This window comes from Pelagicoccus albus, from assembly GCF_014230145.1.
In the GTDB taxonomy this organism is placed as follows: domain Bacteria; phylum Verrucomicrobiota; class Verrucomicrobiia; order Opitutales; family Opitutaceae; genus Pelagicoccus; species Pelagicoccus albus.
The window spans coordinates 213,052-227,278 of sequence record NZ_JACHVC010000013.1; the positions used below are offsets into that span (position 1 = coordinate 213,052).

Here is a 14,227-nt window from a genome sequence, read left to right on the forward strand (position 1 = left end):
TAAGACTGATTTAGCTCGATACGCTAGATGATTTCTCCGCAGCCTTCATTGCTACGATTTGCTTGTCCACCTTGTTGGAGGTAATCACGCCATAGTTCATGGATCCAAGCCAGCCTGACATGATGATTCCCACGGATCCTGCGTGATACAGTCCGCCAATCTGCTCCGGCAATTCCATCGAGCACTTCAGGCCTTCGAATTTCGTTCCGAAGGAAGTCCCTTCCGGATGGCGTGTGTAGCGGTTGATCGTTCTCGGCGTCGCCGCCTCCAAGTGGTCAATCTTATCTCGCACACCAGGGATATACTTCTCAAGCGATACCAAAGACTCCTCGATGAGCCGTTGCTTGTGCGTTTCGTACTCCTCGTCGCTCAAGCTTCCCCAATCCACATATTTGGCGTTCAAAGATGCAACAATGGTGTAACGGTCGGATCCGGGGCGAGTCTCTGGGTAATAGACAGAGAAGGTTCGGCTGGTAGTGTGGAGGTCGACCAATTCTTCACTGCTAAATACTGGAGCGTCAGACGTGAAGACTAGGTCACCGATGTTCGGGATCGATTCGCCTTCCTTAATACCCATGTAAACTTGGCAGGAGCTGCTGTTGATGCGAACCGCGTCCAGTTCATCGAGGTAGGCTTGGGAAAACTTTTCTTCGCCTACCATCTTCTTGACGGTGGTCACTACGTTGGCGTTAGAGACCACTGCCTTGCAGCGGATGGTCTTGAGATTGTCCGGCTCGCTGTCGCGCGTCCGTCCTTCTAGCACTACGCCAGTCACCTGAGGCTTACCGTCGACCTCTTCGGTCAAAATCTGACGGGCCAAAACATTTTTTCGAAGCGTCGCTCCGTTGCGCTCCAACTCCTCTACCATCTTTCCTACGAGGACATCCGTTCCGCCTTGGAAGGTGTAGACGCCCTTGCTCATGAAATTCGAGAAAACGATTCCGTAGGTGATCGCTGGTTCATCGAGCGTGGATCCGTTTGCGTAGGCGATTGGCTCCAACAACAGACGATGTACGTCCTTGCGGCCGGGGAAAAACTCTTCGAAAAGCTCCCGAGTGGTCCGCTTGTCGTCGTCGTAGAAGTTCATCTGGCGCAGATGCGTGTAGAAGCCTTCCACTTGGTCGCGCTCCAACTTGAAGTCCTCAACCAGGATTCGAGTAAAGTCCTGGCGGTCAAAAGTCGTCCAGACATCAAACTGCGGGTTGATGAAGCGGACGTCTTTGAGCTGTACGATCGAGTCGGCAATTTCCTTGGTCCAATATTTCCGGCAAGACTTAACCATGCCGTGCGGGAAGCCGTGGAGAGAAATGTCGAAGATGTGTTTTCCGGGACGCTTGAACCAGGTAGCAAGGCCTCCGTACTGATAGTGGTGCTCGACCAACAGCACTTTGTGTCCGCATTTCGCAAGAATGTTGGCGCTGGTTAGCCCACCAAGACCACTGCCGATTACGACAACGTCGTACTCCTCCTCAACTCCTTCTAGCCAGTTTTTGCCCATAAGCGGCCAACGAATAGGACTGATAACAGGAAATACAACCGATAAATTGCACGCTTTTCTCGAGACCTCGTTAACTGCCCTCCCCAGAGGGAAAAAGGACGGTTTCGGGAGTCTCCGAATCAATTCATCAGGCCTCGCGAAACCGCGTAAAATCCCTGCTGGCACACGCGTTGCTTAACACTGTTCTCCTAGTCCTGAATCACGCGCAATAGGCAAAAACGACCCACCAAACAAACATGAGTACCTTAGCAAAAGCCTCCGGCGGAGAACAAAATCCCGGCAAAAAAGCGCCCTTCGACACATCGCTCCGAGCCGCGCGTACATTCCAGCAAATTAGCTCCCAATATTGGGGCAAAAAAAACAGGGGTTCCGCCCTTTCCTACCTACAGTCCCTTTCGGAACTTGAGATCAAAGCAGTCATTCGCGTGCACGGTTTCGCCATGGACCTGCCCCTTGGCCGAGACGGGAACAATTAAAGCAAAACCCGCTATACTAGGGATTCCCCGAAGTCGGCCAAACTAAGCGCCATTACCGATTCTTTTTAGCCTGAACGGTCGATCTGGAATCTAGCCTTTTCTGCTTGCGGATCCGCAGACGCGCGCAATTCGTAAGCGTAATGGCCAAGACCAAGATAAAACTAAAGACCACCCAGGGGGAGGTAATTCTAAAACTCTTTCCCGATATCGCTCCCAAAGCGTGCGAAAATTTCGCGACTCACGTGGAGAACGGATACTACGACGGAATCATCTTCCACCGCGTGATTCCCGACTTCATGGTGCAATGCGGAGATCCCACTGGCACCGGCCGTGGCGGCAAATCGATTTGGGGCAAAAACTTCGAAGACGAGTGCAAGCCTGAAGTAAAATTCGACAAGACCGGAATCCTAGCCATGGCGAACGCTGGACCAGGTACAAACGGCAGCCAATTCTTCATTACCACCGCAAAAACTCCTTGGCTCAACATGCGCCACACAATCTTCGGCGAAGTGGTCGAGGGTTACGAAAAGATCCAGGCGATCGAATCAGTCGACCGCGACGGGATGGACAAGCCTCTCGAAGAACAGAAGATCATCAAGGCCACGGTCATGATAGACTAGCCGAGCCAATCAATTTTTTCAAAAAAGGGCCTGCTTCGATATCCGAGGCAGGCCTTTTTCATTTAGAAATTCAAAGGGGCTCTTTGACGCAATAGTACTCCGCAAGAACGCCATCGGAAAAGAGCTCGTCTTGAATCCGAAATCCGTGGCGCTCCAGCAAGCCTCTCATCACCCAATCATAGGTTGAAAACTCTTCGCGGAAGTGCATCTGAGCGTCTTCGGCCAATGGATCACCACCCAATCCGCGTTGCGTTTCGACAAAATCCGAAATCGCTCCGAGCGGATCTCCGTCTTGCAAAACGATATCGCGAATAAAGAGCGTACCTCCCTCGGCCAGCATTTGATGGATCCGCCCCAGTGCGATTCCCTTCCAGAAATCCGGCAAATGGTGCAGTGAGAAACTCGCCGTCACCGCCGCCGCCTTTGCCCCTTCGTGCCTGTAATTCAGAAATCCGGCGTGGCAAAACGCGATGTTGCTAAGCCCTTCGGCTTCCGCCCTAGCCTTCGCTTTGGCAAGCATCGCCTCGGAAACATCTACGGCGTACACCATGCGGCAACCCCTAGCAGCCGCTGCCGCCAAGCGGCCCGTTCCAGCCCCGAAGTCTATCAACACGGAATCCGGATCGAGATCGAGACGATCAAGCAAAAGCCTATTCTCGTTCTCCACATCCCGAAATTGCCCGTGCCTCTCATCGTAGACTTCGGCCTCTGCGGAGAGACCGTAGTCGACGCCGAACTGCTTGAACTCATTAAACTGAAACGGGGTGATGTCTTGCATTTCTATCAATGGGCTAGATCGCGACCTCCTTCTCAGCTTGCTCGATGATAGCTTCGGAGTTAGCGCCGCCTGGAGGAACCATGGGGAAAACCTTGTGAGTTACGTCTAGAGGAACGTTTATCAAAACACAACCCGGAGCGTTGAGGGCTTCTTCCAAGGTTTCCGATGGGTTTTCTGCCGAACCGAGGTCGTAGGCGGAAATCCCAAAGCCGCGTGCGATCATGCAAAAGTCGAGATGACTACTGAAGTTTGAAGCGAAGATGTTCTTTCCGTAAAAAAGTGTCTGCTGCTGGTGAACCAAACCGAGTGAATTGTTGTTACACAATACAACCTTTAGGTCCAAGCCTTCCTCGGCGGCTGTCGCCAACTCCTGGATGTTCATCATCAAGCTACCGTCGCCAGAAAAGCAAACGACCTTCTGGTCCGGAGCCTCTAGAGCCGCGCCGATTGCCGCCGGCAAACCAAAGCCCATGGTGCCAAGCCCACCGGAAGTCAGCCAGCGGCGCGGTTTCTCGAAATCAAAGGCCTGCGCAGCTCGCATCTGGTGCTGACCTACATCCGTCGTGACGATTGTATCCTCAGGGCAGATACGTTGTGTTTCACGAATGATACCATAAGCAGAGGTCGCCGAGTCTGGGTTAGGCATCTCCATGGGAAAATCCTTTTTCAATTCCGCAACTCTGCTCATCCAACTCTCTCTACGGCGAGCGCGAGTACGGGGGGAAAGATCCCTCAGGGCAGCCTTCAAATCCGCCCGGATTCCAACGTGAGCGGTCTTAATCTTGTCCAGCTCCGCATTATCGATATCGATATGTACAATCTTCGCATTCGGACAAAACTGAGCCACCTTTCCAGTTGCCCGGTCGTCAAATCTAGCTCCAAGAGCTATAAGCAAATCGGCTTCTTGCAAGGCCATGTTCGTATATCGAGCGGCATGCATACCTAGCATGCCAATGCTCTGAGAATGGCTCGCCGGAAACGCGCCCAATCCCATCAAGGTCGTAGTAACGGGAGCGTGGATACGCTCCGCAAACTGCAAAGTCTCCTCCTCAGCTGAACTGTGGATAGCTCCTCCACCCAAATAAATAATGGGCCGTTCGGCGGCATCGATCAATGCTGCCGCTTCCTCAATCTTCGCCATTGGGTAGGCGGGAAGTTCGGAACGGAATCGGGCAGCCGGCCATTCAGGAACTTGTATCCGCTGCATTTGTACGTCTTTGGGGATATCAATGAGAACTGGCCCAGGCCGACCAGAGATCGCAACTTCAAAAGCTTGCGGAATAATCTCCAGTAATTCTTCCGCGGAGCGGGCCATGTAACTGTGCTTGGTAACAGGAACACTCAAACCATAGGTGTCTATCTCCTGAAAGGCATCGGTGCCGATCAAGCTCAGCGGTACTTGACCTGTGATACAAATAACCGGGATCGAATCCAATTTTGCGTCGGCCAAGGCTGTGATCGTATTAGTCGCTCCCGGGCCAGAAGTTGCAAAGAAGACCGATGGCTGGCCGCTCACGCGTGCTTGCCCCTGAGCTATAAAACCAGCTCCCTGCTCGTGGCGTGCGAGAATGTGCCGGATGGATTCGCTGCGGGAAAGGGCATCGTACATGGGGAGATTCGCTCCTCCAGGTATGCCTGCGATTTGCTTAATGCCCTGTCTCTCGAGCAATTTGATCAATATTTCTGCGCCTGTGTAGTTCATTTTCGGATTCAGTTTATAAATTCAATTTCAGCTGGATCCCGCGGAGACGCCCTAAAAACGAACAACCCCGCCGGATTGCGCCGGCGGGGTTGTTTCGATTAGCTATTCGCTTGTATCAACCTCTCGCTGACGCGGTCCATCCGACCACGACCACCACGACCACGTTCACTAGCACGAGGTTGAATAGCTTGGCTGCCTTGTTTGCGGATGGTGTCATCTTTAAGAGATTGTAATTCGAGGAACGGCCAAAACCGCTCACGATTGAGGAAAAAGTCTTTCGATTCTGGAAATGTCAAGTCCCATTCAGGAGCTTGTCCACCAACGAAGCTGCAAAGTGAAATGGCCAACCTGCTTCTCAACAGATTGGCCACGTACAAATTAAATTGAGTCTGAGTGTTAAAACTACGCTTTTGCGGGCTTGTAGTAGGAGACGATTGAAGCTCTTCCGAGCTCGTGTTGCATAACCGTCATGAACATGGCTTGCGCGAGCGGAGTGTTTGCTTTGATCCCCAGCGTCTCCACATCAAGAGCGATAACGGTGAAAAGATAAGTATGCGTAAAGTCTCCCAATGGTGGACAAGGTCCGCAATAGGCCGCCATCCCTGTATCGACTTCCGCCATGAACGCCTTTTCCGGCAAGAGACCAGTTCCTGGATTTCCCGCCCCAGTCGGGAGTTCACTCACCGAAGCGGGAATATCGAAAACCGCCCAATGCCAAAATCCGCTTTGCGTAGGGGCATCTGGGTCAAAACAAGTGACCACAAAACTCTTTGTTCCCTCAGGAACATTCGTCCAAGCGAGGTGTGGCGAAACGTTTTTGCCAGAATATCCGAAGATATCTGCTAGTTGCTCGGGCGCGAAATTCCCCCCGAGATCGTTGCTGCTTAGCGTGAATAGATCTTTGCTCATATACGTGGAGTTTTGTTTTTACCTGTTTTCTTCAGAGAATGAACATCACCACAATCCGGCGTGATGAGACATCGCTCAATCTTTGGAAGACGCCTAAGTTTTGTCAGGGTTTCTTGAATACTCAAGGTATTAACTCAAAATCGTCCTCTAGCATTTTCAAAACATTCATATAGGCTCGAGCATCGTGGTAAGACGCCTTCCAACGGTGGGCCTTGAAGGTTTGCTGACCTTGCTCATACCGGTCTCCGAAGTTTCTCCAAGCTCCATATTCTTTGTCTAACAGGTATTTTTGAATGTAGCCCCACTGCTTTAAAAAGGCTTTCTCGTACTTCTCATCCTCCGGAAAAAGCTTGGCCATCAGCAAGGTCGCGTTCAGCGACTCACCGGCTACCCACCAGACTTTGTCCGTATCTATAATCTCGCACGGGCCTTCACTTCGGAAGTAGTACCCTGACTCAAAGAGAGACCCTTCCTCTTGATCCCAGCCAGTCGCCAAAGCGTGATCTACCAAGCTTCGAGCAGTCTCTAAGGTATCCTCGCTAAACGATCCGTTCAGAACGTGGTCTGCTTCCAGCATCAAAAAAGCGGTCTCCACGTCGTGCCCCCAAGAGACATGGTCAAAAAAACGATTCGCCACGATCTGCTCTCGAGGTAATTGCCCCAAACTGAGAGGCGACCAATCTCGCTCAAAATAAAGGTGGAGAAAGCCTTTGTTATTCACGAATCGGTCGCGAACTAGCTTAAGCACCTCTCGTAATCTTTCTTCTACCCGCGGATCCGGCCAGACTCGGTAGAGCGAGGCCAGGCATTCGAGAAGGTGGATGGAAGAGTTGTAATCCTTGAGCCCGATAAAATCAGTATCGAAAGCATCGATACGTTTTGCAGTCCAGTTCCCTTGCCGATCCATGGTGTCGATGTACCCGCCGTGCTCGGAATCCCATGCGTGCGATTCTAGCCAGGAAAATGATTTTTTGGCATATTCCAAAGCCTGAACATCACCTGCATGTGCATAGCGGCTAGCGAGTCCATAAATTGCAAATGCCATACCATAGGCGTTTTTCGAATCATCGACGACTACCCTTCCCTCCCGATCGACTAAGGTGAAAAATCCCCCGTATTCCGAATCCCACATGGATTCGATCAGGAACGTAACGCCTTGCTCTGCATAGGTCGCATACACCGGATCACCTGTGAAATCCGCAAGTTCGGATAAAACCCAAATATGGCGAGCTTGCCCTACTAGGAATTTGTCCTGATTTCCGGCCTGATTCCATTTCTCGTCAAAGCTTGTCAGATAACCACCGTAAACCTTGTCTACAGTATCCGGATACCAAGCTTCCAAAAGATCGCTCCGGAAGGATTTTTCAATTTCCTCCCGGGCCTTTGGAAGACTTGACGGGTACCCGTCAAAAATCGAAGTCGATGAGAAGTGAATCGCCGCTCCAATCGCAGCGATCAGCGTGATTGCGACTATACCAGCTTTAGACAATTCAAGTGAGGGATGAATTCAAAGCTGGTTTAGCCTGAAACGCTTAGATCGTAAACTGTCCGTTCTCGTAAATCACGAGGCTACTTCCATCCTTGAGAAAAGCGGTAACCTTACGATTGGAAGTCGCTACGATATCGGTGTGAACCACCGAATTATTGTAGCCCATTTCCGCCCACTCTTCCTCTGAAACAGAAGACGGATCCCCTGTATAAGAGTCACGGTAGGCCGCACCGACAGCGATGTGCGTATTACCAAATTCGCCACCAACGTTCTCGTCGTAGAGCGTTTCACCCATGAACTTGGTGATCTTGGAAAAACGTCGATCAGTCAGCGAAAACTCACCTACCTTATCTGCGTTCTCTACCGCAATCATCTCCTTAAGAAGGTCCTCTCCCTTGGTCGCGGTAGCCTTGACGACTACCCCATCCTTGAATTCCAAATACGCGCCTTCGATGATCGCTCCGTAGCGGTAGAGAGGTTCGGTGAATTGGATATGCCCCTCGGTGCCTCTCCAGTCCGGAGAAACAAAAAGCTCGAAACTTGGAATGTTTCGTCCCGATCCGCCCAACCACTTTCGCTTGGCGCCTAGCTGAACCCACAGATCGGTATCCTCCGCTTCCACTTGGACCTTTTCGATTTCCAATGCGTCGAGCTTATCTTTGTAGGAGTACAGTTCTTCGTAGAGAGACTTCCATTTTTCAGCCGGCTTATCCTCTTTCAGATAGCAGGCCTCGATGATCTGCTCCCAGTATTCCTCAAGCGTCATGCCTACTTCGTCAGCCATTTGCTGCGTTCCCCACATCGCCAAAGTCCAGGTGTACTCGCCTGCTGACTCCTTTTCCCGGCGCCACTCCATGTAGGGCTTAAGGGCCTTTTGACGAGCCATGATCTTCTTGCTAGGGATCCCCTCGAGCTCCTTCTTATTGGTCTCGGACAAGATCGCCACCGTGTGATCAATCTGGTCAACCAAGCCTTTCATGTATTTTTCGGGGAAAAAGGACAGCTGCTCTTCGTTCGCCAACTCGAAAAACTCTCTCTCGATATCATCGGGAGTGAAGAAGATGAGAGGATGAGCACCGGCTTTGACGACCGCTCTCCGCAAAGCCACGAGAAATGGCTTCGCCACTTCCGACACGCGCAGTTGCACGACTTCGCCCGGCTTAACACCTTCTCCCCCGTTCAACGCGAAGTTGATCATCACATCCGCGTACTTTTCCAAAATCTCCTTTGAAGGCTCGTAACTCATGGCGTTCCACAATTGCCCTTGCAGGATAAAATGCAAGGCCACTGGATTCAGTCCGGTCTATTCCTCGTCCGGGGAAGCCACCGCAATTAATTCTACCGCCACCAAAGCCTCCGGCGATTCAAGCCCAGCAACCTGCAAAATGGAACAGGCAGGGGAAATGCCGTTCGCATAAATGAGTTGGCGACGAAATTTCACCGCCTCGCTCGATTCTCCAGACTTCAGGTAGATTCGCTCCTGAGCAACGTCTGCCATGGTCAAACCATAGTTGCCCATGATAGACTGCAAACGCATGTAAATGGTACGAATTTGCTCTTCTACGTTCGAGCCTTCGCCAGAGATCGCGGATACAAAAATGACTCCACCCACTCTGACCGCTTGCGGAGTCGCGTTATCCCTGTCGACTTCAGAAAAATAAAGTGGCTCTCGAAAAGGCGGTTCCTCCGAGGAATCATGCTCTTGAGAAAAAAGCGGCATGGCGAAACCGCAAAGCAGGAGGGCTACAAGAAAGGCGTTGAATCTCATAAGGCCCAAGCTAGCATAAACACTTTCGCCCGCCAACTCTGCGCGAAACCGAATTCACAATCCAGCTGCGTATCCAGACGCAAACTATGTTACCCGAACAGCCGCTCATCGCCATCCTCTCCGACTTCGGAGAAAAAGATTGGTACGTCGCCTCCATGAAGGCGGTTATTGCCAGAATATGCCCACAAGCACGAACCATAGATATCACGCACCAAATAGAGCCGGGCAACGTCAGATCCGCCGCCTTCGTTCTCTCCCAGTGCTATACCGATTTTCCCAAAGGCACCATCTTCCTGTGCGTCGTCGACCCAGGAGTCGGAACGGAGCGTAAGCCCATCGTACACTGGGATGGCGACTATAGCTTTGTCGCGCCAGACAATGGCATACTATCTCTGCTCAACCCCGGGATGTGTCGCACTTACGAAATCGAACCTTTACGTTTCGACTCGCAGACTCGTGGCAGCAATACCTTCCATGGTCGCGACGTCTTTGCGCCTGCGGCGGCCATGATCGCCAAGGGGCAAAACCTTGAGTCTTTCTGCACTCGGCTTCCTAAGTTCAACCACGAAGGCGTGGAGTTTCCAGAGGTTTTGCGGCTCCCCATGGGAGGAGCCGTTCTCTACTTCGACCAATTCGGCAACGGGATCACCAGCCTCCGCCTGAGTCGCATAAGCCCCAAGCCCAAAGGAGTCGTCCTTGAAAGTGGAGATCACATCCCCTTCGGAACTTCCTTTTCATCCGTTCCAAAAGGGAAACCTGTCGCCTACCTTGGCTCGGGCGGGTTTCTGGAAATCGCGGTCAATCTGGGCAACGCTCGAGTCGCTCTAAACCTGGAAGCGGAATCTCATTTCCAGCTGGTCTGAAGCAGTCAACCACTCACTTGGCTAGGCCAGCCCGGCGACTCTGATCCCAATCCGGGGCGTCGGCGATGTCGGTTTTGTCTGCGGGTACGATCGCGACGGCCAAGGCGTCTTCAACCACGAGAAAACGGCTCGCCGCCTCTTTCAAGTCCTCTACCGTGATTGTCGTAAGCAAACCATCTCGGTAACTCACCGCGTTTTTCGTGATTTCTGGATACTCTTGCATGGCATACAGGACGTTCTCGAGAAGGTAAGAATTGTCCTGCCACGCTTGCTTCAGCCCCTCTTCGAGCGGCGCAACTGCGGCCCGCAACTCCTCGTCCGCAATCGTGCCGGAGCTCAACTCTTCCGACAAACTAAGTACCACGTCCAAAATAGCTCCCGCATCTGCCTTTTGGCAGTCCACGTCAGCTCGGATGTGCCGGAGTGATTCATAAGCAGGAAAGGTCTCATAGCGAACTGAGGGGGAATAGCTTGCACCCATCTCTTCCCGAACCCTCTCTCGTATTCGCGATTCCAATACTGCACTTAGGATGTATAAACTAGCGCTCTGCTTAAGGGTAAGCTCTTCTTGTATGGTCCAAATGACCACGGAGGCGGCTGTATCGCCCATCCCGCTTGCATACTCGATATTGCGCCGACCCGTTGCCGCTTCGAAATGCATCGAGCGGGCACTTTCGAATTCCGACTTCAACAGTCGCCGCGGCGGCAAGGCACCCAGCGTTCTTCCGAAAAGGTCCACCAACGCAGCTTCATTTACATCCCCCACCACTGCAACTTCGAGGTAGCCTTCCTTAAAGGGTTTCTCAACCCACTCCGTGATACGATCTGCCGTAACCTCGCTAATCTCGGAAATCGAAGGGGAATGAAAACGTGGGTCATCTGGATACAGTAGCCTATTCAAGAAACGATATCCTTCGTTCATTCCATCCGGTTCTAACTCTCGGCTTTGTTTCAATTTAGATTGAGCCAAGGCAAACGCTTCTGGATCGATATTCGGAGCGAGCAGGAATTCCGATACAACCTTGAAGACCTCGTCCAGTCCGTCCACTTGCGTAACCGCGCGATAGGTAAACGCGTCGTGGTCCTCTACTCCGAATACAAAGGAGGTCACATTCGTTCGCAGTTCTTTGTAGACCTCTTCAATATCCTGCCCACCAAACCCGCTTCTAAAAAGCGAAGACATCGCCAAAGCGTGGGTGCCAGGATTAGAGTCCCGAAACTCCAACATGCCACCGCCGATCCTTACGAGGGCCCGCACCGTGTCTTTCTCGTTTTTCGTATGCAAAAACGTGAGGCGAGCGTTGTTGGAGAAACGATAAGTCCGAGCTCCGACCTCTTCGATCGAATGGATCTCCTCGACTTCGCCGGGCTCGCCTAGCTCCGTGTACTCAAGTTGTTCCGGTAGTTTCGGAACATAGGGCAGGACCGAGTATTTCCGGTCATCCATGAAGCGCCGTTTCAGAACATCCGCGTCGAGCGGTCGATTCAGATCCCCCGCCATGAAGTAGGAAAGCCGCTTCAACTTCCAAATCCGATTAAACTCCTTGTTTACCTCCTCAAGGCTGAGCGACTCGATGTAGGCATTCATGCGCTCCGTAGATTCTCGGGAGGAAACGTATACCCTGCCTGTTGCGATACTGTCGACCAAGTCGTCAATCAGCATCCGCGGCTCTGCCGATTCATAGCTGGAAAGAGAAGAGCGGCTAGACTGAAGCCAGGTACTCTTGACATAATCCAACTCATCCTGAGTAAACCCGTAAGTCTGCGCTTGGCGAAGTAGCTGGTCCAGCCATACGAATGCATCCCACCAAAACTCCCCTCCTGAGCTTATCGTTAGCTGACAATAGGGAAAGTCGTAGATGCGGTTGTAATTGGCAAAACGCTCGCTCATCCCGTCGATCAAAATTCGGCATCGTTCATTGAACAAAGAGGTCGCCAAGGCGCGGCGAGCATCCGTTTCGCGGCGTTTCCAGCTATCTACATTTCCCCGTTCTTCCCAGGTGCGAGAAACTTCCAAAGTGTAGCGTTCCACCCCATCCACATCATAGTGCCCAGAGCGAAAAGGTCGGCTGCGGGCCAACTTCCCGAATTTTCTTTTAGGCGATTTTTCCTCTGACTCCTCGAGACTAGAGAAATTATCCGCTATCCGAGCTTCCAAATCGTCACGGTCGAAATCACCGACCACCACAAGCGTCATCAGGTCAGGTCGATACCATTTCCGGTAGAACGCCTTCAGCTGCTCTACAGACGTTTCCTTAACCACCCACTCCAAGCCAATCGGATTTCGCTGCGCCAGTTTAGTCCCCGTGAAGGAGAAACGGAAGGAGGCTTCGGCGATTTTCGAGCTTGGCGTATCGCGGGCTTGTTTTTCGCGGAGGATCACGCCCCTTTCGTTCTCAACTCGCTCCGGCTTAAAGAGGATCCCGTCCGCATAATCCCGGTACAGCCGAAGGCCTTGTTCAACCAGTTCCGCATCGTTCTGCGGGAGCTCTAAATTGTAAACGGTCTTGTCGTGATAGGTGAAGGCGTTGACATCCACACCGTAGCTCATTCCGAGCCTCTGGAAAAACGCGATAAGCTCACCTGGCTTGAAATTGCGGGTTCCTTCGAAGGCCATGTGCTCGACGAAGTGAGCAAGTCCGCGTTCGTCATCCTTTTCGTCTAGCGAACCCACCCCAACCATCAATCTCATGCTGACGAGACCTGGTTTGGCTCGGTGGGGCATCAAGGCGTACTTGAAGCCGTTTTCGAGTTCCCCCCAAACGATACGCTCGTCCGGTTCCAGAGAACTTGCCTCATGCAACCATGCGTCCCGTTTCGCTTGCGAAACGGAGATGGGCAGCAGCACCAAAAGGCAAACCGCCGCCAGCCTCATTAGATTCCCCACCCCCATAAAAGATACTACATTAGCCGTCCGCGGTTAGCTTAACGATACTGACCCGCTGTCCCTTGCCTCCGCCTTGCTGACTGCTCTGTTCGGGAACTGCGATCAGAATACTACCATCTTTGAGGCTTTGCAGAGCGATCTTTCCGGGAGAGGAGAAATCGTGGCGAGGGCGGAAACGCATCGGGCGCGTATCCCGTTTGCCCTTTGGAAACATAAGTTCCCCCGAATTTCCTGCCAGCAGAACATGCCCCTTTGGCATAACCTGAATCCCTGTCAAGGCGCTCAACTCGCGCACAATCGTCTGCATCGAGGAGATGCCCTGATACTTTCCAGCGTCGATCCTGAAAACCGATCCGCTAGGGCGTCCCTGCGTATGATTAGTTACGAAATACAGTTTGTTTTCCTTTTCGCGAAAGGTCATGTCGGTCGGAAGACTGGTCGTGCGGATGAGCTCTACCTTGCGCGGAGAACGGTTTCCTAAAATGTCCTCTACGGCTTCCGCCTCTAGTCGCCAAATCCCTGGCCTTCCCAGTTGCTTACGGTCGAACATATGCCCGCCGACTCCCGATTCACCGATGTAGAGATTTCCGCTGGAATCGAAGCAGATGCTCGAAGGGGCTAGGAGCGACAGATCATCCTCCAAGCGAACTCGGCCATTAGGTCCCAAATCGATCCGCTCAATCTCACGACCCGTGTTGGGGTCAAGGACCATGATTCCAATCGCGACTCGGGAAAGGTTTCTCATCGCCCGGCCTGCTTCGTCCTGTACCAGCGGAGTCCCGAAAGCCAAAAAGATAGCCCCCTTCGGAATGTTGCCATAGCGGACCGGTGAGAAATCGAGATCGATCGGAGCAGTCAAACTTTTCACAAACTGCATATTAGTGGCCTTTACTTGCCCTTGCGGATCAACAGAGAGTTTGCTGAGGAAACTCTCTCCGCGCAGAGTACCCGCCTCGCCTTGGGCATGGTTGATCACAAAAAGATACCGTCCGTCCGGACTGAAAATCGCCGCAGTGGGGGTCATGAATCCTTCCAGCTCTTGAGAAATGACCGGGCGGTCTTGGGCAGCTAGCTTCGCTGCGAGCATGAGGGTAAGGATAACCGGTAGGGCGATAAGGCGTTTTTGAAAATTCATACGATCTAACTAAGGGGCATTCGATAAAACTACAACGGGCCAAAACCCGCTGTCCTCGGCAAACATGCTGAGATCGTCCCCCATGCCAAGCCTCCTTTTTAC

At 52.2% G+C, this 14,227-nt stretch carries 12 protein-coding genes; 3 read left to right on the forward strand and 9 right to left on the reverse strand.

Translation table 11 applies throughout. The features are described from left to right. Window positions 1-10: 10 nt before the first annotated feature. Window positions 11-1,498, reverse strand: coding sequence for a phytoene desaturase family protein (locus H5P27_RS16220; RefSeq protein WP_185661475.1), 1,488 nt, complete (start codon window positions 1,496-1,498; stop codon window positions 11-13). A 236-nt stretch (window positions 1,499-1,734) separates the two neighbouring features. On the opposite strand from H5P27_RS16220, the gene H5P27_RS16225 reads away from it, so the two are divergent. Both H5P27_RS16225 and H5P27_RS16230 read left to right on the forward strand, forming a co-directional pair. Further along, window positions 1,735-1,974: a hypothetical protein gene (locus H5P27_RS16225; RefSeq protein ID WP_185661476.1), complete on the forward strand. Its 240-nt coding sequence runs from the start codon at window positions 1,735-1,737 to the stop codon at window positions 1,972-1,974. Window positions 1,975-2,114: 140 nt separating this feature from the next. Then, the gene (locus tag H5P27_RS16230; protein WP_185661477.1) at window positions 2,115-2,594 is read left to right on the forward strand and encodes a peptidylprolyl isomerase; all 480 of its coding nucleotides are present in this window, start codon (window positions 2,115-2,117) and stop codon (window positions 2,592-2,594) included. Between the two features lie 70 nt (window positions 2,595-2,664). Here the strand turns inward: H5P27_RS16230 and H5P27_RS16235 are convergent, their stop codons facing one another. From H5P27_RS16235 to H5P27_RS16260, 6 genes are all read right to left on the reverse strand, one after another. Next, on the reverse strand, window positions 2,665-3,372 hold the full coding sequence (locus H5P27_RS16235) for a class I SAM-dependent methyltransferase (RefSeq protein ID WP_185661478.1): 708 nt from the start codon (window positions 3,370-3,372) through the stop codon (window positions 2,665-2,667). A gap of 13 nt (window positions 3,373-3,385) precedes the next feature. Continuing rightward, window positions 3,386-5,074, reverse strand: a complete 1,689-nt coding sequence (gene ilvB, locus H5P27_RS16240) for an acetolactate synthase large subunit (protein WP_185661479.1) — start codon at window positions 5,072-5,074, stop codon at window positions 3,386-3,388. A gap of 402 nt (window positions 5,075-5,476) precedes the next feature. After that, a complete protein-coding gene (locus H5P27_RS16245; RefSeq protein WP_185661480.1) occupies window positions 5,477-5,983 on the reverse strand; it encodes a YbhB/YbcL family Raf kinase inhibitor-like protein in 507 nt (168 codons plus the stop codon). 121 nt (window positions 5,984-6,104) lie between these two features. Continuing rightward, window positions 6,105-7,472, reverse strand: a complete 1,368-nt coding sequence (locus H5P27_RS16250; RefSeq protein ID WP_221774760.1) for an AGE family epimerase/isomerase — start codon at window positions 7,470-7,472, stop codon at window positions 6,105-6,107. Window positions 7,473-7,515: 43 nt separating this feature from the next. Continuing rightward, window positions 7,516-8,718, reverse strand: coding sequence for an aminopeptidase (locus H5P27_RS16255; RefSeq protein ID WP_185661481.1), 1,203 nt, complete (start codon window positions 8,716-8,718; stop codon window positions 7,516-7,518). A gap of 57 nt (window positions 8,719-8,775) precedes the next feature. After that, window positions 8,776-9,240 carry a RidA family protein gene (locus tag H5P27_RS16260; protein ID WP_185661482.1) on the reverse strand — a complete coding sequence of 155 codons (465 nt, stop codon included), beginning with the start codon at window positions 9,238-9,240 and terminating at the stop codon, window positions 8,776-8,778. An 86-nt stretch (window positions 9,241-9,326) separates the two neighbouring features. On the opposite strand from H5P27_RS16260, the gene H5P27_RS16265 reads away from it, so the two are divergent. Then, complete coding sequence (locus H5P27_RS16265; RefSeq protein WP_185661483.1) at window positions 9,327-10,103, forward strand: SAM hydrolase/SAM-dependent halogenase family protein; 777 nt, start codon at window positions 9,327-9,329, stop codon at window positions 10,101-10,103. Window positions 10,104-10,116: 13 nt separating this feature from the next. Here H5P27_RS16265 and H5P27_RS16270 read toward each other — a convergent pair whose 3' ends face one another. Beyond that, complete coding sequence (locus H5P27_RS16270) at window positions 10,117-12,951, reverse strand: insulinase family protein (protein WP_185661484.1); 2,835 nt, start codon at window positions 12,949-12,951, stop codon at window positions 10,117-10,119. 58 nt (window positions 12,952-13,009) lie between these two features. Next, window positions 13,010-14,125, reverse strand: a complete 1,116-nt coding sequence (locus H5P27_RS16275; protein WP_185661485.1) for an SMP-30/gluconolactonase/LRE family protein — start codon at window positions 14,123-14,125, stop codon at window positions 13,010-13,012. Window positions 14,126-14,227: the final 102 nt, after the last annotated feature.

Bases quoted from the DNA above. Each gene is read 5' to 3' on its own strand.
- H5P27_RS16220 (WP_185661475.1), bottom strand. From the start codon at position 1,498: ATGGGCAAAAACTGGCTAGAAGGAGTTGAGGAGGAGTACGACGTTGTC.
- H5P27_RS16225 (WP_185661476.1), top strand. From the start codon at position 1,735: ATGAGTACCTTAGCAAAAGCCTCCGGCGGAGAACAAAATCCCGGCAAA.
- H5P27_RS16230 (WP_185661477.1), top strand. From the start codon at position 2,115: ATGGCCAAGACCAAGATAAAACTAAAGACCACCCAGGGGGAGGTAATT.
- H5P27_RS16235 (WP_185661478.1), bottom strand. From the start codon at position 3,372: ATGCAAGACATCACCCCGTTTCAGTTTAATGAGTTCAAGCAGTTCGGC.
- ilvB (WP_185661479.1), bottom strand. From the start codon at position 5,074: ATGAACTACACAGGCGCAGAAATATTGATCAAATTGCTCGAGAGACAG.
- H5P27_RS16245 (WP_185661480.1), bottom strand. From the start codon at position 5,983: ATGAGCAAAGATCTATTCACGCTAAGCAGCAACGATCTCGGGGGGAAT.
- H5P27_RS16255 (WP_185661481.1), bottom strand. From the start codon at position 8,718: ATGAGTTACGAGCCTTCAAAGGAGATTTTGGAAAAGTACGCGGATGTG.
- H5P27_RS16260 (WP_185661482.1), bottom strand. From the start codon at position 9,240: ATGAGATTCAACGCCTTTCTTGTAGCCCTCCTGCTTTGCGGTTTCGCC.
- H5P27_RS16265 (WP_185661483.1), top strand. From the start codon at position 9,327: ATGTTACCCGAACAGCCGCTCATCGCCATCCTCTCCGACTTCGGAGAA.
- H5P27_RS16275 (WP_185661485.1), bottom strand. From the start codon at position 14,125: ATGAATTTTCAAAAACGCCTTATCGCCCTACCGGTTATCCTTACCCTC.